This is a genomic window from Allochromatium tepidum (assembly GCF_018409545.1).
In the GTDB taxonomy this organism is placed as follows: Bacteria; Pseudomonadota; Gammaproteobacteria; order Chromatiales; family Chromatiaceae; genus Thermochromatium; species Thermochromatium tepidum_A.
Genome location: NZ_AP024563.1, coordinates 837,945 through 858,765, shown reverse-complemented (window position 1 = coordinate 858,765; position 20,821 = coordinate 837,945). Strand labels below are relative to the sequence as shown.

General features: G+C 65.7%; 15 protein-coding genes. 8 read left to right on the top strand and 7 right to left on the bottom strand.

Features of this window, described 5'->3' with window-relative positions:
* Position 1 precedes the first annotated feature (1 nt).
* The gene (tal, locus tag Atep_RS04005) at positions 2-970 is read right to left on the bottom strand and encodes a transaldolase (RefSeq protein ID WP_213380380.1); all 969 of its coding nucleotides are present in this window, start codon (positions 968-970) and stop codon (positions 2-4) included.
* Between the two features lie 316 nt (positions 971-1,286).
* On the opposite strand from tal, the gene Atep_RS04000 reads away from it, so the two are divergent.
* Positions 1,287-2,321 carry a TerC/Alx family metal homeostasis membrane protein gene (locus tag Atep_RS04000; RefSeq protein WP_213380379.1) on the top strand — a complete coding sequence of 345 codons (1,035 nt, stop codon included), beginning with the start codon at positions 1,287-1,289 and terminating at the stop codon, positions 2,319-2,321.
* A 166-nt stretch (positions 2,322-2,487) separates the two neighbouring features.
* The gene (locus tag Atep_RS03995) at positions 2,488-2,862 is read left to right on the top strand and encodes a hypothetical protein (protein ID WP_213380378.1); all 375 of its coding nucleotides are present in this window, start codon (positions 2,488-2,490) and stop codon (positions 2,860-2,862) included.
* Between the two features lie 45 nt (positions 2,863-2,907).
* Here the strand turns inward: Atep_RS03995 and Atep_RS03990 are convergent, their stop codons facing one another.
* Entirely contained in the window at positions 2,908-3,471 is a 564-nt protein-coding gene (locus Atep_RS03990; protein ID WP_213380377.1) for a Uma2 family endonuclease, read from the bottom strand.
* Positions 3,472-3,572: 101 nt separating this feature from the next.
* Here Atep_RS03990 and Atep_RS03985 point away from each other — a divergent pair, with 101 nt between their 5' ends.
* From Atep_RS03985 to Atep_RS03975, 3 genes are all read left to right on the top strand, one after another.
* Positions 3,573-4,055 (top strand): Crp/Fnr family transcriptional regulator, encoded by a 483-nt coding sequence (locus Atep_RS03985; RefSeq protein WP_213380376.1) that lies wholly within the window; start codon positions 3,573-3,575, stop codon positions 4,053-4,055.
* 65 nt (positions 4,056-4,120) lie between these two features.
* On the top strand, positions 4,121-4,678 hold the full coding sequence (locus Atep_RS03980; RefSeq protein WP_236786463.1) for a cation:proton antiporter domain-containing protein: 558 nt from the start codon (positions 4,121-4,123) through the stop codon (positions 4,676-4,678).
* 77 nt (positions 4,679-4,755) lie between these two features.
* Positions 4,756-5,847: a TRAP transporter substrate-binding protein gene (locus Atep_RS03975; protein WP_213380375.1), complete on the top strand. Its 1,092-nt coding sequence runs from the start codon at positions 4,756-4,758 to the stop codon at positions 5,845-5,847.
* 12 nt (positions 5,848-5,859) lie between these two features.
* Here Atep_RS03975 and Atep_RS03970 read toward each other — a convergent pair whose 3' ends face one another.
* The 3 genes from Atep_RS03970 to Atep_RS03960 are packed head-to-tail and all read right to left on the bottom strand — an operon-like array spanning position 5,860 to position 11,962.
* Positions 5,860-7,344: an ATP-binding response regulator gene (locus Atep_RS03970; protein ID WP_213380374.1), complete on the bottom strand. Its 1,485-nt coding sequence runs from the start codon at positions 7,342-7,344 to the stop codon at positions 5,860-5,862.
* The gene (locus Atep_RS03965; protein ID WP_213380373.1) at positions 7,341-9,020 is read right to left on the bottom strand and encodes a PAS domain-containing sensor histidine kinase; all 1,680 of its coding nucleotides are present in this window, start codon (positions 9,018-9,020) and stop codon (positions 7,341-7,343) included. The genes Atep_RS03970 and Atep_RS03965 overlap by 4 nt, the downstream gene beginning before the upstream one ends.
* Entirely contained in the window at positions 9,017-11,962 is a 2,946-nt protein-coding gene (locus Atep_RS03960) for a chemotaxis protein CheB (protein ID WP_213380372.1), read from the bottom strand. Before Atep_RS03960 ends, Atep_RS03965 begins: the two co-directional genes overlap by 4 nt.
* A 208-nt stretch (positions 11,963-12,170) precedes the next feature.
* Between Atep_RS03960 and Atep_RS03955 the strand changes: the two genes are divergently transcribed.
* Both Atep_RS03955 and Atep_RS16465 read left to right on the top strand, forming a co-directional pair.
* Positions 12,171-14,744, top strand: coding sequence for an ATP-binding protein (locus Atep_RS03955; protein WP_213380371.1), 2,574 nt, complete (start codon positions 12,171-12,173; stop codon positions 14,742-14,744).
* Positions 14,741-18,067 carry an ATP-binding protein gene (locus tag Atep_RS16465; RefSeq protein ID WP_213380370.1) on the top strand — a complete coding sequence of 1,109 codons (3,327 nt, stop codon included), beginning with the start codon at positions 14,741-14,743 and terminating at the stop codon, positions 18,065-18,067. Before Atep_RS03955 ends, Atep_RS16465 begins: the two co-directional genes overlap by 4 nt.
* Positions 18,068-18,919: 852 nt before the next feature.
* Here Atep_RS16465 and Atep_RS03945 read toward each other — a convergent pair.
* A complete protein-coding gene (locus Atep_RS03945; protein ID WP_213380369.1) occupies positions 18,920-19,795 on the bottom strand; it encodes a TauD/TfdA family dioxygenase in 876 nt (291 codons plus the stop codon).
* A 4-nt stretch (positions 19,796-19,799) separates the two neighbouring features.
* Positions 19,800-20,228, bottom strand: coding sequence for a VanZ family protein (locus tag Atep_RS03940; RefSeq protein WP_213380368.1), 429 nt, complete (start codon positions 20,226-20,228; stop codon positions 19,800-19,802).
* 359 nt (positions 20,229-20,587) lie between these two features.
* Between Atep_RS03940 and Atep_RS03935 the strand changes: the two genes are divergently transcribed.
* On the top strand, positions 20,588-20,821 hold the full coding sequence (locus Atep_RS03935; RefSeq protein ID WP_213380367.1) for a hypothetical protein: 234 nt from the start codon (positions 20,588-20,590) through the stop codon (positions 20,819-20,821).

The window sequence follows — 20,821 nt, the reverse complement described above, 5'->3', positions numbered from 1 at the left end:
CTCAGGCGCTCTGGTTGATCTCGCGCGCGAAGCGTTCGAGCTTGAGCGTGTCGGCGGTGAAGAGCCGGATGCCCTCGGCGAGCTTCTCGGTGGCCATGGCGTCCTCGTTCAGCTCCCAGCGGAAACCGATCTCGTCATAGCCGACCCTGGGGATGTCGAGCGCCCGCGCCCGGTCCGGATCGAGCCGGCGCGGCACCTCGCCCTCGGTCGAGGCCAGCTCACCGAGCAGCGCCGGGGAGATGGTCAGATAGTCGCAGCCGGCCAGCTCCAGGATCTCGTCGAGATTGCGGAAGCTCGCGCCCATGACCACGGTCGGGTAGTCGTGACGCTTGTAGTAGTTGTAGATGCGCGTGACCGAGCGCACGCCCGGATCTTCGTCGGCCGGATAGCCGGCGACGTTCTCGGCCTTCTTGTACCAGTCGAGGATGCGCCCGACGAAGGGCGAGATGAGCGTGACGCCGGCATCGGCACAGGCCACGGCCTGGGCGAAACCGAACAGCAGGGTCAGATTGCAATGAATCCCCTGACGCTCCAGCCGCTCGGCGGCGCGGATGCCCTCCCAGGTCGAGGCGATCTTGAACAGCACCCGCTCGCGCGCGTCGATCCCGGCCTGTGCATAGAGATCGACCAGCGCCTCGGCGCGGCGCACCGTGCCCTCGGTGTCGAACGAGAGCCGCGCATCGATCTCGGTCGAGACCCGGCCGGGGACGACCTTGAGGATTTCGGTGCCGAAGTTGACCGCCAGCTTGTCCATGGTCAGACGCGCCTGAGCCTGACTGTCGCCGCCGTGCCGGGTGCCGTGGAGCACCGCGTCCTCGACCAGCTCGCGATAGGCCGGCATCTGCGCCGCCTTGTAGAGCAGCGAGGGATTGGTGGTGGCGTCCTGGGGCCGATAGTCGATGATGGCCTGGAAGTCGCCGGTGTCGGCGACCACGGTGGTCATGCTCTTGAGTGCTTCGAGTCTGTTCATGGTGGAAACGCCTCCGGTGCGGCAAACGAAAGAGATGGAGTGAGTCGACATGACCCCTTGATACAGGGTAGCGCACGAGCGCCGCGAAAAGCTCGATCCTCAGGATTATGGATCACGCAGATGTCGAACGCTTGACGGTACCGGCCTTCACCCCAGCAACGAGCCTCTACGCGGGACTGGAGCAAATCCGCGATCTGGCCTATGCTCGCCGTCCTCGACGGGACAGGTGCAGACCAAGCCCGCTCGCGCCCGTATCGACCGCCGCCTCTCGCGGCGGTTTTCGTTTCGATCGATCAACCTCAACCCCGGAGTCTGTATGGGCCATTTCGGCTTTCCGATGGAAGCCATCGCGATCTTCATCACGGTGGTCGCCGTCTCCATCTATCTGGATCTCTTCGCGCATCGCAAGACCGATGAGATCAGCGTCGCCGATGCCGCCAGGTGGTCGGTGTTCTGGATCATGCTCGCGCTCGGCTTCTACGGTTATCTGTGGGGGCGCTTCGGCAAGGAGTGGGCCGATCTCTATCTGGCCGGCTATGTGCTCGAAAAGAGCCTCTCGGTCGACAACCTCATGGTCTTCATGGCCATCTTCGCCTCCTTCGGCATCCGCTCGGGGCTGCAACACCGCATCCTCTACTGGGGCATCATCGGGGCGCTGGTGTTCCGCGCCATCTTCGTGCTGATCGGCACCAGTCTGTTCATGGCCAGCCCCTGGGTCGGCTTCCTCTTCGCCATCCTGGTCGGCTGGAGCGGCGTGCAGATGCTCAAGAGCCGTGGCGATGGGGAGGAGATCGAGGATTATTCGAATCACTGGAGCGTGCGTCTGACCGGCAAGATGATGCCGATCTACACGCGATTGCATCTGGACCGCTTCTTCGTCAAGCACGAGGAGTTGTTCGTCGGGCGCGAGGAGGCCGATCGCCGGAAGTCGGTCACGCGCATGGGCGCGCTCTATGCCACGCCGGCCTTCCTGTGTCTGGCGACGATCGAGACCTCGGACCTGGCCTTCTCGTTCGACTCGGTGCCGGCCGTCATCGCCGTGACGCAGGAACCGCTGCTGGTCTATGCGGCCATGATCTTCGCCATCCTGGGCCTGCGCAGTCTCTATTTCGTGCTCGCGGCCCTGACGCGCTATCTGGTGCATCTGGAGAAGGCGGTCATCGTGCTGCTGTTCTACATCGCCGGCAAGATGGCGTTGCAGTCCTGGAACCATGCGATTGTGGATACGGGTCTGCACATCTCGCCCGGAACCAGTCTGATGGTGGTGCTCGGCGTGCTGGCGCTGGGTGTCGTGGCCTCGTTCCTCTTCCCCGAGAAGAAGGACGACGACGCGGGCGCGGCCAAGGGCTGATCGCGCTCTGAGTCACGGGTCGGTTCGTGGGGACCGGCCCCTACTTCGGAGCGGACCTCACCGAAGGTTTACCATCACCACCAAGCTGTCTCTCAACCCCTGCGGCAGATCGAATCCTGCGCGCCTAGGGAGGCGGCTATGCTGAAGGACGTAAAGCCATCGGCGTATGAGATCGCACAAACCGCCGGCAATTCACGATCCAGAAAAAGTGCGTTATTACCGGACGCATAAATGGCCAAGCGATATTGCGCGCCAGCGCGAGCAAATCAACATCATCGAGGGGGTGCTTCGTGAGCGAGAGACAGTGACCAAAAATGACGCCGCACTCGCGGTCCTGGAGGAAGTCCTATGGGCGGCCAGACGTGCGGCTGAGAAGGCAAAGGACGATCAAGGCCAATTCGCGAGCGGCTTGCAGGCCGCCTATTACGACGTGCTGAGCGTGGCGTTCGAGCAGGCCGGACTGTTCGATCTCGATCCGGCCGACTTCGGCATGCAGGATTTCAACCCGGATTCCATGCTCTCTCCACGCAAAGCCGCCTGAGATCAATTGCCACATCCCGCTCTTCGGAGCGGGCCTTTCTCGCTCTCAAGGCAGCAACTCCCCGACCCGAATCGACGCACTCGGACACACCAGCGGCGACACACAATCATCAGCGCCCAGCGTGCTCCCGAGCGCATAATCGCCCTGCTCCGGCCGGCGAAAGACCTCCAACCGCTCCGCATTCAGATCCAGCACCCAGTACTCCGGGATACCCGCCCGCGCATAGGCCGCAAGCTTGCGACCGCGATCATAGGCCAGCGTGCTGTCCGAGACCTCGCAAACGAGCAGCGCCCGCGAAGGATGGGCATCACGATAGTCACGCGCACCACCGGGCACGATGGCCACATCCGGCTCAGGCTCGGAGTGATCGTCGAGCACCAGCGGAAGCTGCATGCGCACCGTCACCCCCTGATCGCGCAAAGCGACCCGCAGCGCATCCCCGACGAGCGTGACCGCCGTGGCATGACGGCTCTTCTGTGGCGCCATGTCGATGATCTCCCCATCCAGCAGTTCCAGACGATCCAGCGGCCCGAACACATCCGCCTCCACCATGCGCTCGAACTGCGCGCGGCTGAAGCGATGTCTGGGCAATTTCAATAAAGCCTCCATCGTTCGCCTCCAAGGCCCATCGGGCCTATCGACCATTGAACCGTGTCCGGTATGATAGTCGCCATTTCGCCGATTCATTCACGGATTCAGGAGCCACACCCATGACCGACATCGACAAAACACAAGCCCTCGCCGGCTCGACTCTGGGCGGGGAACTGGACGCCGACGAATGCCGGGCGCTCGCCGAGCGCATGGGCGTCATCTCACTCCAGGCCGGCGAGACGCTGGTCGACGAGGACCAGGATCGACGCACGCTCTTCGTACTGGTACGCGGTCGGCTCTGCGTCTGCAAATCCGTCGGCGGCAAGGAGGAGACCGTCTACCGGATGCGCCCCGGCGAATGCGCCGGCACCCGCGCCTTCGTCGACGGCAAGCCACGCCGCGCCGCCCTGCGCGCCGAGGAACCCGTCACCGTCCTGACCCTGGAGCCGGAGGACTTCGACGCCCTGATCGAGACCCACCCGCGCCTGGTGTTCAAGGTCATGCGCGCCATCTTCCGCATCACCCACAGCAACCTGATGCGCATGAACCTCGAAAGCGCCGAGATGCGCAACTATCTGCTCAAGAGCGGCGGACGCTATTGAGCCGAGCCTCTGAGTCGAGGCTGTACCCCTGAAGCCCTGACCGGCGATCGCTCCCGGAGACGCCGATGCATCTGTTCGACATCCTCGCCATCCTGCTGAGCCTGGCGGCGGTCTTCAGTTGGATCAACCATCGCTTCATCCGGCTGCCGACCTCCATCGGTCTGATGCTGATCGCGCTCCTGCTCTCGCTCGGATTGCTGATCTCACCGCTCGACAGCGAATGGCAGGCGACACTGAAGCAGTTGCTTGAAGACATCGACTTCGAGGACACCGTGCTGCACGGGATGCTCGGCTTCCTGCTCTTCGCCGGCGCGCCCGAGTCGCTCAACACCAAGATCACGGGCGAATCCCTGTTCAACGACGGCGTGGCCGTGGTGCTGTTCCTGACCCTGATCGGGATCGCCACCGGCGAACGCGAACCGAGCCCGTTCGGCGCGCTCGGGATGCTGGGGTACGAGGTCATCGGCGGCGCGCTGCCGGGCATCCTGAGCGGCGGTCTGGTGCTGCTGATGCTGAGCCGCGCCGACGACTATCAGGTCGAGATCCTGCTCACCCTGGCCCTGGCCACCGGCGGCGACGCTCGGGCCGCTGGTGCGGATCATCGGCCGGCGCGCCGACCGTGAACTCTCGGATGTCGCCAGGCACTCCGAGTCATCCTCTCACAACTGACGAACGACAACGATCTGGTGAGGACACAGCCATGCAAAGACGCGATTTCCTGAAGACCGCCGGTGTCGGCGCACTCGCCGCCGGAGCCGGCGTCGCGCTCCCGGCCCGTGCCGAGGGGCCGAACATCAAATGGCGCCTGGCGTCGAGCTTTCCCAAGAGCCTGGACACCATCTACGGCGGCGCCGAGACCCTGTCCAAGCGGGTCGCCGAGCTGACCGACGGGCGCTTCGAGATCCGCGTCTTCGCCGGCGGCGAGCTGGTGCCCGCGTTCGGCGTGCTCGACGCCGTGCAGCAGAACACGGTCGAGTGCGGCCACACCGCCTCCTATTACTACTACGGCAAGAACAGGGCGCTGGCCGCCGAGACCACCCTGCCCTTCGGTCTGAACACCCGCCAGCTCACCTCCTGGGTGATGGCCGACGAGGGCATGGGGCTGCTGCGCGAGATGTTCGCCGAGTACGACATCCTCAACTTCCCCGGCGGCAGCACGGGCGCACAGATGGGCGGCTGGTATCGTAAGGAGATCAAGTCGCTGGAAGATCTCAAGGGACTCAAGATACGCATCCCCGGCTTCGGCGCCGAGATCTTCTCGCGTCTGGGCGCGGTGCCTCAGTCACTGCCCGGCGGCGAGATCTATCCCTCGCTGGAGCGCGGCGCCATCGACGCGGCCGAGTGGACCGTGCCCTATGACGACGAGAAGCTCGGTTTCCACAAGGTCGCCAAGTATTACTACTACCCCGGCTGGTGGGAGACCGGCACCCATCTGGTGTTCTATGTGAACAAGGATCAATGGGCCGCGCTGCCGCCGAGCTATCGGGCCGCCTTCGAGGTCGCCGCCAATGAGGCGCACCTTGAGATGCTCGCCCGCTACGACGCCAAGAATCCGCCCGCGCTGCAACGGCTGATCGCCGGCGGGGCCGAGCTGCGCCGCTTCCCAGACGACGTGCTGCTCAAGGCCTATGAGACCGCGCATCAGGTCTATGCCGAGGAAGCCGAGAAGAATCCCACCTTCAAGCGGCTCTATGACTCCATGATGGCCTTCCAGGAACGCTCCGACGCCTGGTGGGGCGTGGCCGAATCGCCCATGTCCAACTTCCGGCAGGCCGTGCGGCGGATGAAGTGAGCCGGGGCGCGCTCATCCATCGCGCTTCGAACACCTCGGCCGTTCGCACTGAGCGGCGGCCGATCGATCACCCCGCAACACCGCCAGCGCCTCTTCGAAGTCGTAGCCGGCCAGCGCCCGGCGAAACGCCTCCTCGCGCCCCTTCAGCACCGGTTCATAGAGGCTGGGCGCATCGAAATAGAGACTGTGAGCGGTCACGTCGCACTGTTCCAGCAGCGCGACCAGATCCTCGATGGCCTTGTTCAGCATCGCCTCGTCGACCGGCCCCCGAGCCGCTTCGACCGGCGGCGCAACCTCGGCGATCGGCAAACGCAGACTGAACCAGAACACACTGCCCTCACCCAGCGCGCTCTCGACGCCGATCTCACCGCCCATGAGCGCGACCAGACGCTTGACCAGCGCCAGCCCCAGTCCCATGCCCTCATGGCGGCGCGTCATGGAGCCGTCGCCCTGGCGGAACGGCTCGAACAGGTTCGCGCGCGCCTCGGGCGACAGACCGATCCCCTGATCCTCGACGGCGAAACGCAGGGTCACCGCCTTTTCACGCGCCTCGATCGCCGTGACGACGAGCCGCACACATCCCCGCTCCGAGAACTTGACGGCATTGCTCAGCAAGGCATCGAGCATCTGTTCCAGATGGGATGCATCGCCCCGCAGACAGCGCGGAACGCCCGGCTCGATCCGCCGGACCAATTCGAGCCCCTTGGAGCCGGCCGACGCCTCGAAGCGCCCGATGACCCGCGCGCACAGCGCTTCCAGATCGAAATCCGCGATCTCCAGTTCCAGCCGCTCGGACTCGGCGCGACTGAGCGTCAGCAGATCAGTGATGATCTGGTGCAGACGCTGCGAGGCGCGTTCGAGCTGATCCATCCGTGTCCGCAAACGCTCGTCCTGGCTGTCGCGTTTGGCCAGATAGGCCAGTCCCATGATCTGATGCATGGGGGTGTGCAGCTCATGGCCGATGTTGGTCAGAAAGACGCTCTTGGCGCGATTGGCGCTCTCGGCCTCGTCGCGCGCCAGCGCCAGCTCACGCACCCGCTCATGCACCAGATCCTCCAGGTGATCGCGATGGCGCGTCAGCTCGGCATTGGCGGTGCGCAGATCACGCGCGCGCCGCTCCAGCTCCAGATGCAGCGCCACACGCGCGCGCAGAACCGGCTTGTTGACCGGCTTGTGCACGAAGTCCACGCCGCCGGCCGACAATGCACGGACCTCGCTCTCGGAGTCCGTGCGCGCGGTGACGAAGATCACCGGGATCTCGCGTGTGACCGGATCGGACTTGAGCGCCGCGCAGACCTCATAGCCGTCCATCTCGGGCATCATGACGTCGAGCAGGATCAGATCCGGCTTGGCGGTCTTGGCGAGCAGTTCGAGCGCCTGTCGCCCGGAGGTGGCGAAGCTGGTGTCATAGCTGTCTTCCAGCATCCCGAGCAGGATCTCGATGTTGGTCGGCGTGTCGTCGACGATGAGGAGGCGTGGAAGGTCGTGTTCTTTCATGGCAAGTCCCAATCTTGTGTGCGAACCAGACGTCTTACCCCGGCCAGGGCTTGCTCGAAGTCGAGCCGGGCGATCGCAGCGGCGATCGGCGCATAGTCCGTCTGTAACGCGGAACCCTGTAACAGGGATTCGATCTCGTGACTGAGCCGGCGGGCCCGACTCTGCCGATTGTCGAGCATCCAGACCAGCGTCTGGAGCTTCGGATGGAGGGCGTCCAGATCCGGTCGCCGGGGCGCCGTGCGTGGCCCAGGTGCGCGTTCGGGGGGGGCGCCGGCGGGGTCCGGTTCCGGAGCGGCACGGCCGGCGGCATAGTCGTCGATGTCGACCAGACGCAGCGGAACCCTGAACCAGAAGCGACTGCCCTCGCCCAGTCGGCTCTCGACGCCGATCTCACCGCCCATCAGCTCGACCAGACGCCGGCTGAGGCTCAGCCCCAGGCCGGTACCGCCGTGGACGCGACTGGCCGACATGTCGCCCTGCTGAAAGGGGACGAACAGCGCCTGACACTGCTCGGGCGTCAGGCCGCTGCCGGTGTCCTCGACCGAGAAGCACAGGACGACGCGCCTACCGCCCGCCGTCTTCGAGCCGACCGACTCGGGAGCGGCGACCAGCTCGACCCGAATCCGGACGCCGCCGCGCTCGGTGAACTCGATGGCGTTGTCGACCAGATGATCGAGCACCTGCTGGAGACGCAGCGGATCGCCGGCGAGCACGGACGGCACGTCCGCCGCCCTGGCATAGGAAAAGGCGAGTCCCTTCTCCTCGGCGCAGGGTCCGTAGATCTGCCGGGTGCGATCCAGGAGGTTGTCGAGATTCAGCGGCTTGGACTCCAGATGCAGATCGCCGCCCTCGATCTGGGAATAGTCCAGGATGTCGTTGAGCAGGCTGGAGAGTGCCGCCGCCGAGTCATGGATCTTGAGCAGATAGTCGCGCTGATGCGGGGTCATGGCCTCGGGGCCGTCGAGCAGCAGGCTCGACAGCCCGATGAGCGCATTCATGGGCGTGCGCAGTTCATGCCCCATGTTGGCCAGAAAGGCGCTCTTGGCGACGCCGGCCTGCTCGGCCGCCAGCTTGGCCTGCATGAGATCGTGTGAGAGCACGCGCAGGGCCTGCTCGGCACTGCGATCGACCAGGACCACCAGGATCTGCCGATCGTCCGAGGTACGCTCGCTCAGCGGCATGAGGTGCACGTCGAAGAACGTCTCGGCCTCGCCGCCGGCCTTCAGCGCCATGGAGTCCAATTGATGGGGGCCGACGTCGAGCGCGGTGCGCATGAGACTGTGCAGCCGGGTGCGGCTCGGGAAATCGAAGAGCTGGAACAGCGAGCCGCGCTGCAGGGCGACATGACGACTGATGCCCAGCACCTCGTGCGCCTGCTCGTTGGCCTCGACGATGAAACCGCCGGCATCGACCACGACCGCCGGAACCGGCAGATGTTCGAAGAGCCGCCGATAGCGATCCATGGCGCTCGCGATGTGCTCCTGCGCATGGATCAGCTCATCGTTCTGGATCTCCAGTTCGGCCTGATAGACCCGCAGTTCCTCGATCAGATGCGAGAGTTCCAGTGCTTTGGAATCATCCTGTTCCGGGGACAGGGCCGGACCGGCCTGTCCATCGGCGATCGCCCGCTCGGCGCGCTCGCGCAGTCGGGTGAAATTGAGTTGACGCCTTTTCAAGCCGCGCGACTCCGGCGCCAGGCCGTGATGTTGATATGACTGACCACCACGCCGATGTCCTGACTCATCACGGGCGCGACGTTCATGACGAACCAGCGATCCTCGCTCGGTGAGTTGCAGGGATACTCCATCGAGAAGATCGGCAACGTCCCTTCGAGCACCTGGCGCAGACCGCGATAGGCCTCCTCGGCATAGCCATCCTCTTGACTCATGCCCGGCTGACAGATCTCCAGATAGTTCACCCCCGGCCCGGAATGCTTGAGATCCTTGTCGCCGTTGGCACGTGCGAAGCGTCGCCAGGCGGCATTGACCATGATGATGCAGCCGCTGTGATCGAGCACGGCGACGTGTTCGGGCAGGGCATCGAGGATGGATTGCAGCCGGCGCGCGTCATGGAAGGCGGTCACGTCGACGAAGGTGGCCACCACGCCGTTGATGGTGGTCGAGGGGATCAGATACGGCAGGATGCGCACCAGATAGGTCTTCTTGTCATCCAGCGTGACCACCTCGGTCTCGACCGGGCGCTGGGTGCCGAGGGTCCGGCGCAGATCCTCGATCAGACTCGGATAGCGCAGCACGTGCGAGATGTCGCCCAGCGGACGCCCCGTGTCGGACTCGCGCAGCTTGAAGATCTGGGTCGCGTCCGGGCTGAAGCGCGTGATGTGCAGATCGGCGTCGAGAAAGATGGTGGCCACGCCGGCGGCCTTGGCCATGCTGTCGAGATCGGCGTTGACGCGGTTGAGCACCAGCATCTTCTCCTGGAACTCGGCGTTGACGGTGCTCATCTCCTCGTTGACCGACTGCAACTCCTCGTTGGAGCTTTGCAGCTCCTCGTTGGAGGCCATGAGCTCTTCGTTGGTGGCCTGAAGCTCCTCGTTGGAGGTCTCCAGTTCCTCGATGGTCGCCTGGAGACTCTCGCGCGTGGCACCCAGCTCGCGTTCGAGCACGGCCACGCGCGCCATGGTCTCGGCGTCGACATCGACCGGCTCGGCGGCGGTGGCCACCGCTTGGTTCGGGGCCGGCTCAAAGCACAGCAGGGTCAGGCGTTCCTCGCTGTCGTTGTGCAGCGGATGGGCCGACAACCGGATGGTGCGCTGCTCGCCGCTCTTGAGCGTCACGTCGATCAGATCGGAGATGATCGAGCAGCGGTCGCGCGTGGCCTTGTAGAGCAGCGCCGCGGCCACGGGTGTGAGCTTTTCGGGCAGCAGGCGACTGATCTCCAGACTGGCCGCGCCCTCGCGGGTCTGGAAATAGGGATTGACGTCGCCGAAGAGATGGATCACCTCGTGGTGGTGATTGACGACGATCGCCGGCGGCGTATAGAGCGAAAGCAGGGCGGTGACGCCCAGAGTGGCGACCGAGGCTTCGCTGGCGCCATGGCGCGACTTGGCCAGTTGAGGCGGCTTGCTGAGCGTCGGCGGTGTGAGCAGCGTCGCACCCCGGCGTTCGAGGAAGGGCAGCGAAATGGCGCCGATGCGCCGAAACAGCTTGTGCTTGGCACTGATCGTCTGCAAGCCCTCGGTCACGGACGACAGTGACTCACTGGGGCCGAGCAGCAGCACGCCGCCCTCGCGGATGGCGTATTGCAGCGAGCGCAGGGCATGTTCCTGGGCCGCCGTGTTGAAATAGATCAGCGTATTGCGGCAGACCACCAGATCCATCTTGGTGAAGGGCGGATCGGCGAGCAGATTGTGCCGGGCGAAGACGATGCACTGGCGCAGTTCGTTCTTGATGACGAAGCGGTCGCCCTGCCGGGTGAAGAAGCGCTCCAGGCGCTCGGGCGAGAGCTCGGCGGCGGCCGATTCGGGATACTGACCGACGCTGGCCGTCTCGACGCAGGACTGATCGACGTCGGTGGCGAAGATCTTGAGGTTCGGCCAGCGGCGCTCGCGCTCGAAGGCTTCGATGAAGAGCATGCCGATGGTGTAGGCCTCCTCGCCCGTGGCCACGCCCGCGATCCAGACCCGGATCGGTTCGTTGGGCGGACGATCGGCGACCATGGGGCCGATCACCGTGTCGGCCAGCACGCTGAAGGTCTCGGGATCGCGAAAGAAGCTCGTGACCGAGATCAGCATCTCGCGCCTTAGCGTAATGATTTCGTTGCGGTCGTGTTCGAGCAGGTCGTAGTACTGATACAGCTCCGGGGTGTGACGCACCTGCATCCGCCGGTCGATGCGGCGCATGACCGTGGTCGGCTTGTAGTCGGAGAAGTCGATCCCGCCGACCTGATGCAGCAGATGCAGCAGTGCCGCCAGCACTTCATCCCTGGTCATGTTGGCGTGCGCGACCTGACGCGGCGGCTCGACCTCGGGTTCTTCGTAGGGAATGTTGCGGATGTGCGCCAGCAGCCGCGCCGGGATCTCCTCGGCCGGCAGGATGGCATCGACCAGCCCGGTGGCGATCACACTGCGCGGCATGCCGTCGAACTTGGCCGATTCCGGATCCTGCGCCATGAGGAAACCGCCGGCGGCATTGATGGCCACCGAGCCGCGCGTGCCGTCGGTGCCCGTGCCCGAGAGGATGATGCCGACGGCGTGGCGGTCGTAGACGTCGGCCAGCGAGGAGAAGAAGATGTCGATCGGCAGGGTCAGGCCGCGCGGATTCTTCGGCGTCAGATGCAGGTGTCCCTTGGTCACATGCATGATGGCGCCGGGCGGGATCAGATAGACGTGGTTGGCGTCCATCGGCATGTCGTCCTCGACCATGGTCACCGGCATCTCGGTGTGGCGCGCGAGCAGATTGCTCATCATGCTCTTGTGGTCGGGCGACAGATGCTGCACCACCACGAAGGCCGCGCCGAGATCGGTCGGGCAGGCCTTGAAGAACTTCTCCAGCGCGTCGAGACCACCGGCCGAGGCACCGATACAGACGACATAGCCGTCGAAGGGTGTGGACTTGGAGGAATCGGTTCCCTCGCTCTTGGGCGGGGCGTTCTTTTTCATCGGCGACGATCCAATGGGTGTTCTACGGCTTGGGTTGGGACGCGCCCAGAAGGCTCCGGCCTCCATTCCCCTAGGGGACGCGGCCATGTCGCAAATCGACGGCGGTCGAGGCGGGCAGGGGTTAGAATACGGCATTCTATCCAAAAGACACGTCAGGGAAGCGTCGAGATTCGAGAACCGTTCGACATCATGCCCAAACGAGCGCGACATGCCTGACCCCTTGGCGAGCCGAGCCGCCCCAGTTTCCGCGCCCCCGGCTCCGACAGGGCCGAGCCGACGCCTCGCCGACTTTGGTCTCTGGCTGCTGGCATTCAATCTGGCGCTGGTGTCCGCCGTCATGATCCGGCTGTTCCAGGGCTGGGGCGACGACCGGCAGAGCACCCTGGCCGCCAATCTGCTCTTCATCACGACCCATGCGTCGCTGGTGATCCTGAGCCTGCGCACGGCCCGCGCACCCTGGATCGACCCGCTCACGCGGCGCGGCTGGCGGCTGATCACCCTGGGGGCCTTCTCCTACTGGCTCGGCGAGGTCGCCTGGTCCGTCCAGGAACTCCTGCTCGGGATCGATCCCTTTCCCTCGGTGGCCGATCTGGCCTATCTGGGTCTCTTTCCCTTCATGTTCGCCGGGATCCTGAGCTTCGCGCGTCCGCTGGAGAGCCGTGTCGAGCGCCTCCTGTTCTGGTTCGACCTGAGCGTGATCGCCATCGGGGTCGCTACCCTGGTCTGGTATTTCCCGCTGAGCGCCATCACCCAGGCCCGACACGACAGTCACCTGGAACCGGCGCTGACCCTGGCCTATCCGGTCGGCGACACCGTGCTGCTGGTCGCCCTGGCCGTCTGGCTGATGCGCCCCAGACGCGCGCGCTCGACCCTGCCCATGGTCTGGCTGAGCGGCGGGGTGTTCGCCTTCCTGCTGGCCGACCTGCGCTTCGCCCAAGAGGTCGCCACCGGTGTCTACGCCGTGGGCGGTTCCACCGATGTCTTCTATCATCTGGCGGCCCTCATGATGATGATGGCCGCCTATCTGGAATACCGGGAACGCCACGGCCAATCCGAACCGCCGCCCTGTGCCCCGGATCGTCCGGCCTGGAGTCTGGCGGTCCTGCCCTATCTGTCGATCGGCGCCGTCTATGTCCTGCTCATCTCGATCGCGTTCGGCTGGTCGCCGCTGAGCGATCTCAGGCACGGCGAGACGACACTGAGCATCCTGATCCTGGCGGCGGCGAGTCTGGTCATCCTGGTCATGCTGCGTCAGGCCTTCGCCGGACACGAGCTGGCGCGCTTGCAGGCCGAGCGCGCCGTCCAGACCAGTGAAATCCGTTTCGCCGCGCTCGCGCGTCATTCCTCGGATCTCATCATTCTGACCGACACGGATCTGCGGGTGCGCTTCGTGAGCGATTCAATCCAGCGCGTGCTGGGCCATTCACCGCGCGAGCTGACGCGGGTCTCGCTCCTCGACTTTCTCCGCCCGGAGGACCGGATTCAAGCCGACCGTTTCATCGCCCGCGTTCTGGACGCCCAGGACATCACACTGGTCACGGAGTGGCCCATGCGTCACGCCGACGGCACCTGGCGCGACATCGAGATCCTGGCCACCAACCTGAGCCACAATCCGGCCGTCGGCGGTCTGGTGCTCAATGGACGCGACATCACCGAGCGCAAGCGTCATCAGCAGGAACTCGAACAGGCACGCGCCGCCGCCGAATCGGCCAACCGCGCCAAGAGCGAATTCCTGGCCAACATGAGCCACGAGATCCGCACCCCCATGAACGCGGTGATCGGACTGTCCAGCCTGTTGCTCGACTCGTCGCTCATGCCGCATCAACGCGATTACATCGAACGTATTCATCTGGCCGCCACCGCCCTGCTCGGCGTGCTGAACGACATCCTGGACTATTCCAAGATCGAGGCCGGACGGATGCATCTGGAGTCGATTCCGCTCCGGCTCCAGGAGGTGCTCGATACCACGCGCGCCCTGTTCGAGATCCAGGCCGAGAAGAAGGGGCTGACACTCGATTTCGCGCTGGCGCCCGAGGTGCCGCTCTGGTTGCGGGGCGATCCGCTGCGGCTGTTGCAGGTACTCAATAATCTGGTCGGCAATGCGCTCAAGTTCACGCACGCCGGCGGCGTGTGGGTCCGTGTCGAGTGTCAGGAGCGAACCGAAACGTCCGTACTCCTCAAGCTCTCGGTCCGGGATACCGGCATCGGTCTGACATCGGCGCAACTGGAGCGGTTGTTCAACGTCTTCCATCAGGCCGATGCCTCGACCACGCGCCAGTACGGCGGCACCGGACTGGGCCTGAGCATCTGCAAGCGTCTGACAGAACTGATGGGCGGCGAGATCGGGGTGGAGAGCGTCGCCGGCCGGGGCAGCACCTTCTGGTTCACGGTGCGTCTGGAGCCGTCGGCGCCCGATGCCGAGCGGCTCCAAGACGATGCCGGCGAGACGACGGACAGGGGTCTCCCGGACGCGGAGAGCGACGCCGGATCCGATGAATCCGATGAACCCGAGGCGAGACCCGCCACCCCAGCCTTGGAGGACACCGGACACCTCGAACGGCTGAACCAGCTCGACGCGCTCCTGGCGACCAACAACAGCCGCGCCCGGCGCCTGAGCCGCGAACTCCAGGAGCGACTCGCCGGCACGCCCTGGGAAGACGACTATGCCCCCATCGCCGAGTCGATCACGGCCCTCGACTTCCCGATGGCCCGTCAGCGGTTGCGGCAACTCATCATGAAGCCGGCTCCCACACACGAATCAGCCCCGGTGCCAGACCGATGAAACCTCCATTCGGCAATCGTCCGCCTGCCGCACGTCCGAGTTGGCGTTCACTGCTCCTGCTGCCCGTCGTCACGCTCGCGATCCTGGCGATCGGCGGCTACACCTTTCAGAGCTTCCGCGAGGTCATCCGCAACAACACGGATCAGAACCTGAGCGCGATCGCCGAGCAGAAACGTCAGCAGATCGAGCATCTGCTGACCGAGACACGCCGTGACGTGGAAGCCTTCGCCACCGGCAACTCCCAGCTTCCCGACCGTCTCGAACGCTGGATCGCCGGCGGTCGTCGCGACGGCGTGCTCCTGGATCAGATGCAGGGGCGCACGCGCGAGATGGCGGACATCAAGGACTGGCTCGGCGCGGCGGTCTTCGACAACGACGGACGGGAGCTGTTCCGGGTCGGCACGGTCGAGTCCGGTCCTGATCGGGATCTGCTCGTCGAGGTTCGGGCGCGCCCCGAGATCCGCTTCATCGACCTGAGGGCGAATCGCGCCGGCGTCTGGGAGTACAGTTATCTGACGCCGATCCGTTTTCGCGATGGCCCCGTGGTGGGCGCGTTCTATGTCACCCTGGCCCTGGAACGCCGGCTGCTGCCGCTGGTGCAGTCCTGGCCGTTGCCGAGCGAGACCGCCGAGAGCTTCCTGATCCGGCGCTCGGGAATGGAGATCGAGTACCTGACGCCACTGCGCCATCCATCGGTGGCCGCGACACAGCGTCACGGATCGCTGGACGCGCCCCGGCTCCCCGCCGCCTGGGCGCTCCAGGGGCGACACGGGATCCTCCGGGGCGGCCTGGACTATCGCGGCGAACCCGTCCTGGCCTATGCCGCGCCGATCGCCGGTACGTCCTGGGTGATGATCACCAAGATCGACGAGCGCGAGGCCCTGGCCGCGATCGATACCATCCTCTGGGCCACGAGTCTGGTGCTGGCCGTGGTGCTGCTCCTGACCTATGCCATCGGCTTTTTGCTGTGGCGTCGCGAGTATCAGCGCCGTGTACTGGTTGCACTGGAGTTCAGACACGCGATCGAGGAACGCGAGTCCGAGCTGCGCGCCGCCCATGAGGCCGCCGCCCGGTTCGACAGCGATCAGCGGCTCGGCGCGCTCATCGAGCAGGGGCTGACGGGCGTGGCCGAGATCGATCGCAGCGGGCGGTTCAGGCGCGTCAACGAGCGCTATGCCCGGATCATCGGCCTGCCGCGCGCGACCCTGCTCGACCGCACACTCTGGGATCTGATCCTGCCCGAGGATCGGCACCGCCTCCAGAGTACGCTGGACCACCTCTGTCACGGCGGACCACCCGAGATCTTCGAGCGCGCCATCCAGCGTCCGAACGGAGAGCGTGGATATATCAGCGCCTCGCTCGCGGCGCTCAAGGATGCCGCCGGCGAGTGCATCGGCTTCATCGCCCTGGTCACGGACATCACCGAGCGTAAGCGCATGGAGGAGGAACTACGCGCACGCGAGCAGAGTTTCCGTGAACTCAACGCCGACCTGGAGCGGCAGGTCGCGGCGCGCACCGCCGAGGCGCGAGCCGCCAGCGCCGCCAAGAGCGAGTTCCTGGCCCACATGAGCCACGAGATCCGCACCCCGCTCAACGCCGTGCTGGGATTGACCCAGTTGCTGGCACTCGAGCCGCTGCCCGCCGAGCAGCACGAACTGGTCGAGCACATCCAGGAGGCCGGTCAATCGCTGCTCGCGCTCCTCAACGACATCCTGGACTTCTCCAAGATCGAGGCCGGACAGCTCAGGCTGGAATCACAACCCTTCGAGCTGGCCGGCATCCTGGCCAAGGTCGACAGTCTGATGCTCTCCACCGCCCGGTCCAGGGGACTGACGCTGAGCATCGAGACACCCGACGAGCCCATCGGCCCACTGCTCGGCGATGCCCTGCGGATCGATCAGGTGCTGCTCAATCTCATCGGCAATGCCATCAAGTTCACCGAGCGCGGCGACGTGCGTCTGCGCATCCGCACGATCGAGTCCGGCGAACGGCGCGTTCGCCTGCGCTTCGAGGTCTCCGACAGCGGGATCGGCATCGAGCCCCAGATACTCGATCAGATCTTCCAGTCCTTCACCCAGGCCAACAGCGGCATCACACGCCGCTTCGGCGGCACCGGACTGGGGCTGTCGATCAGCAAGCGGCTGGTCGAACTCATGGGCGGACGCATCGGGGTCGAGAGTCAGGTCGGACGCGGCAGCACCTTCTGGTTCGAGCTGCCCTTCGAGCGCGCCGCGACGGATGCCGTCGCGCCTCCATCACCGCCGAGCCGACCGGCGACCGGACCACGCCTGGCGGGACGTCATTTCCTGGTGGTCGACGACAGCGCCATGAATCGCGAGGTGGTCGAGCGCGCGCTCGGGCGCGAGGGGGCGCGCGTCACACTGGCGGTCGACGGACAACAGGCCCTGCAGACGCTCATGGCCGGCCCGCACGGATTCGACGCCGTGCTCATGGACGTGCGCATGCCGGTGATGGACGGTCTGACCGCGACCCGTCTGATCCGCGACCGGCTCGGTCTGACCGACCTGCCGATCATCGCCCTGACGGCGGGCGTGATGGCCGAGGAGCAGGCGGCCGCACGCGCGGCCGGGGTCGACGACATCCTGCCCAAGCCGCTGGACCTGGAACGGCTCACCGAATGCGTGCTGGCGCGTCTCGGTGCAGGCGCGCCGGTCGAGGGGGCGGTCGCGACGGAGGGCGGGCCGGCCGAATCCGTCGGCGTGTCGCTGCCGGACATTCCGGGCCTCGACCGGGCGCTCGCCGCGCGCAGTCTGGGGCCGGACCCCGTTTTCTTCCGGCGCCTGCTCGCGCGGTTCGTCGCCGAGCAGCGCGACGCCGTGGAGCGCACGCGCGAGGCCCTGGCCGCCGGCGCGCCTGAGGCGGCCACGCATGCCATGCACCGACTGCGCGGCGAGGCCGGACATCTGGGGGCGGTCGACCTGATGCGACTGGCCGAACGGCTGGAGCCGGCCATCGAGCAGGGGACACCCGAGGACGCGCTCGACGCCGATCTGAGGGCGCTCGAACAGCGGCTGGCCGACTTCATCGCGCTCAGTACGCCCTGGATCAAGGAGACGACAGCCGAGTCCGCCGCCGACGCGACGCCCGCGCCCGCACCCGACCTGGACCCGGAACGGCTGGACGAACTGCGCGCCGCCCTGAGCGAGAACAACTCGCGGGCGCGCCGGATCTTCAAGACACTGGAGCCGGCGCTGAGGGCCCGGTTTGGCACGGCCGCGAGTGCGTCGCTCGAGGCCGCGATTCGCGACCTGCGCTTCGATGAGGCACTCGCCGTTCTGCGGGATGCCGGCCCGGACCACTGACGCCGGGTTCGGTCGTGCGGTCCGGCCCGACGACCGTCCGGACCGACTCCAGCAAGGCCGGCCAGTGTTCCACCCAGCCGCGCCGATGGTCGGTTCCCGCCACCACCTCGACCCTGGCGTGCGGATTGCGCGCCCGATAGCGCGCCAGGGTCTGGAGCGGCACCGTGTCGTCGCGCTCGCCCCGGAGATGGATCTGGCGGATGCTGGGATCGAGCGGCGGCTCCTCGGCCGGATCGAGCGACCCGCTCAAGGGGCTGTAGCCGTGATGCGCGCTCCAGGCGCGAACGTCGAGATTGGCCGCGAGCGTGACCACGGCCGTCACGCCCTTCAGACGCGGCGCGAGCAGCACGGCCAGGGTGCCGCCGCCGCTGTGACCGATCAGGACCAGCTCGCGATCGCCGTCCGCCGGCAGCACGCGCTCGACGGCGCGCGCCAGACTGACGACGACCGGCTCGCCATAGCGCCCGTGGGTCCAGAGCCAGGGCGAGCAGCCGGGAGCGCGCGCCAGACCGTGATAACAGGGACGTCCGACCAGGATCGATGGGGTTGGATCGAGCGCCATGAGTCGCAGCGCGAGCGGCTGACGCGGCCCCGGATCGGCGGCGACGCGACGGCGGTCGAGCCAGGGCGTGCCGTCGCCCTCCAGATAGACGTGGACGCGCCGGGCCGCGGACGGATCGCCCCGGATCCACACCAGATGCCGAAATCCGGCGCCCTCGACCAGACGTCGTTCCAGCCCCAGTGTCTGCGCGATCCGCTCGGTCGGATCAGACGGGTTCGTCGGACTCGCGCACCCGACCAGCGCGACGAGCACGGCCAGGAGCGCGCGTCTCATGCCTCGCGGCCGGCGTCTCAGGTGTCCTGGAGCCGGTCGTAATAGCGCGCCCGATAGATCAGACGCGGCACCGGACCGTCGGTGAAGCCGCTCCGGGTGTGCAGCACATTGTTGCTGATCAGCCCCCAGCCGGATTCCAGTCGCCCGCGGACACTCCAGTCCGTGCCCTGCTCGAACAGGGTCTTGAGCGTTGCGACGGCCTCAAGGGTGACGGGATCGTCGCGCCAGCGGATGTTGCGGGCGCGATTGGTATAGCGCATGTGTAGCCGTCCATCCGGGCGCACCGAGAATACCGGGCCGGGCTGGTCGGGTCGGACTTCCTCGCCGTCGACATGGTTGGCCGGGATGGTCATGCACTCCGGGTGCATCAGGGCGCGGATGAACTCGGGGTTGCGGTCGCGCAGCAGGATGTAGGCGATCTCGTGGTCGAGCAGATCGTTCGCCCCGCCATCCGCCGCCGGATGGACGCAGTGCAGCAGCAGACCCTGGATCTGATGCTCGGGGCTGTTGTAATAGCCGTCGGTGTGCCAGGAGATGGGACGGTTCGAATAGGGGATGTAGTCGCGATGACGGGCATCGGTCCGCACGGTCAGCGAGGTGATGGCGTCCTCGTCGGCGCCGGGATTGTGATCGAGCCGATGCAGACCCAGGCTCGCGCCGAGTGCGCGCGGGATCTCCTTGTCCGGGTCGTCGCCCGTGGCGCCGACATAGATGGCCATGTTGGCGATCCGGCAGCGGTCCAGGATGGCCGTGCGCTCGGCGTCCGTGAGTCGGCGCGGGTCGCGAACCTCGACGATCAGCGCCCCGAGATCGGTCGGGGCCTGTTCGAGCTTGCGCTCGCGCCAGCGTTGGTAGGCCGAGTCGTCGTCGAGCGCGAAGGGTGAATCCGGCATGGTGTCAAGTGTCTCCATTGGCTTGGGGGAGCGGTTGTGGCTGAGATGGGGTGCGTGGAAAGACCTTCCACTGGGGAAAGCGCCACTTGAGTCCCGAATAGAGCGCCGGCCCCAGCAGGTCGGCCGGCAGATCGAACCAGGAGAAGTCGCGATAGGGCAGCTCGTGCTGCAAGGATTCGAGGAACAGCGCGTAGCACAGCAGCCATCCTGCGCGCTTCCAGGCCCGCTCGCGTCCCGGCCAGCCGCCGTCGGCCATCCAGGCCATGACCAGGAAGGCCGGCAGATGATCGGCCTTGTCGTAGCCGAGTCCGAACGATGACTGAACGGGCGTCAGGGCCAGATAGAGCGTGGCCATCAGGCAGAGTATCAAACCGACGCGATAGAGGGGTACGAGGAGCAAAAAACAGTTCTTGATTTTTTCTTCATTTTTCATCAGGATTTTCCACTGTAGATAGGTTATCTACAAGCGTGAAGGTTTCACGCTCCATGGTCGGGGTCAACGTCGAATCGCAAGGTTGTTCTCTGTTCAGGATGAACGCCGAGGCAATTTTTATGGCGCAAGCTGGGTTTCGACGGCTGACACGGCCCATGTTGCCGGTGTTGACCGGCCATTCGGTTGGGACTGCTCAACCCGGACTCCAGTTGCTCGCCCACCAGGGCGCTATCAACGGAGAGCGAATCACTTAAAAACCACCATAAGCAACTTTGTTTAGGTTTTTAGGAACAGATTGAAGGGCATGGGCTTCTCGGGTGTGTCTCGGTTGTGTGTGATGGAGACCCGGACGTGACGAGTTGGATTCTCCCAGCCTTGAGTGGGGTATTGTAGTATCCGGGGTCTCTACAGCAAACACGCGAAATTGCCGCCATCGAGCCGATGGTCTGCTCGATCCGGCCAAACGCACCCTGGAAGTCTATGCACTGCCGGATGGCGCCTGGCAGCTTGAGCTCCGGGCCGGCGGCGCGGATGTCGTTCAGGCCCCACCCTTCGTCGAGCTGACCCTGGAACTCGAATCGCTCTGGGTGTAG

Bases quoted from the DNA above. Each gene is read 5' to 3' on its own strand.
- tal (WP_213380380.1), bottom strand. From the start codon at position 970: ATGAACAGACTCGAAGCACTCAAGAGCATGACCACCGTGGTCGCCGAC.
- Atep_RS04000 (WP_213380379.1), top strand. From the start codon at position 1,287: ATGGGCCATTTCGGCTTTCCGATGGAAGCCATCGCGATCTTCATCACG.
- Atep_RS03995 (WP_213380378.1), top strand. From the start codon at position 2,488: ATGAGATCGCACAAACCGCCGGCAATTCACGATCCAGAAAAAGTGCGT.
- Atep_RS03990 (WP_213380377.1), bottom strand. From the start codon at position 3,471: ATGGAGGCTTTATTGAAATTGCCCAGACATCGCTTCAGCCGCGCGCAG.
- Atep_RS03985 (WP_213380376.1), top strand. From the start codon at position 3,573: ATGACCGACATCGACAAAACACAAGCCCTCGCCGGCTCGACTCTGGGC.
- Atep_RS03980 (WP_236786463.1), top strand. From the start codon at position 4,121: ATGCATCTGTTCGACATCCTCGCCATCCTGCTGAGCCTGGCGGCGGTC.
- Atep_RS03975 (WP_213380375.1), top strand. From the start codon at position 4,756: ATGCAAAGACGCGATTTCCTGAAGACCGCCGGTGTCGGCGCACTCGCC.
- Atep_RS03970 (WP_213380374.1), bottom strand. From the start codon at position 7,344: ATGAAAGAACACGACCTTCCACGCCTCCTCATCGTCGACGACACGCCG.
- Atep_RS03960 (WP_213380372.1), bottom strand. From the start codon at position 11,962: ATGAAAAAGAACGCCCCGCCCAAGAGCGAGGGAACCGATTCCTCCAAG.
- Atep_RS03955 (WP_213380371.1), top strand. From the start codon at position 12,171: ATGCCTGACCCCTTGGCGAGCCGAGCCGCCCCAGTTTCCGCGCCCCCG.
- Atep_RS16465 (WP_213380370.1), top strand. From the start codon at position 14,741: ATGAAACCTCCATTCGGCAATCGTCCGCCTGCCGCACGTCCGAGTTGG.
- Atep_RS03945 (WP_213380369.1), bottom strand. From the start codon at position 19,795: ATGCCGGATTCACCCTTCGCGCTCGACGACGACTCGGCCTACCAACGC.
- Atep_RS03940 (WP_213380368.1), bottom strand. From the start codon at position 20,228: ATGAAAAATGAAGAAAAAATCAAGAACTGTTTTTTGCTCCTCGTACCC.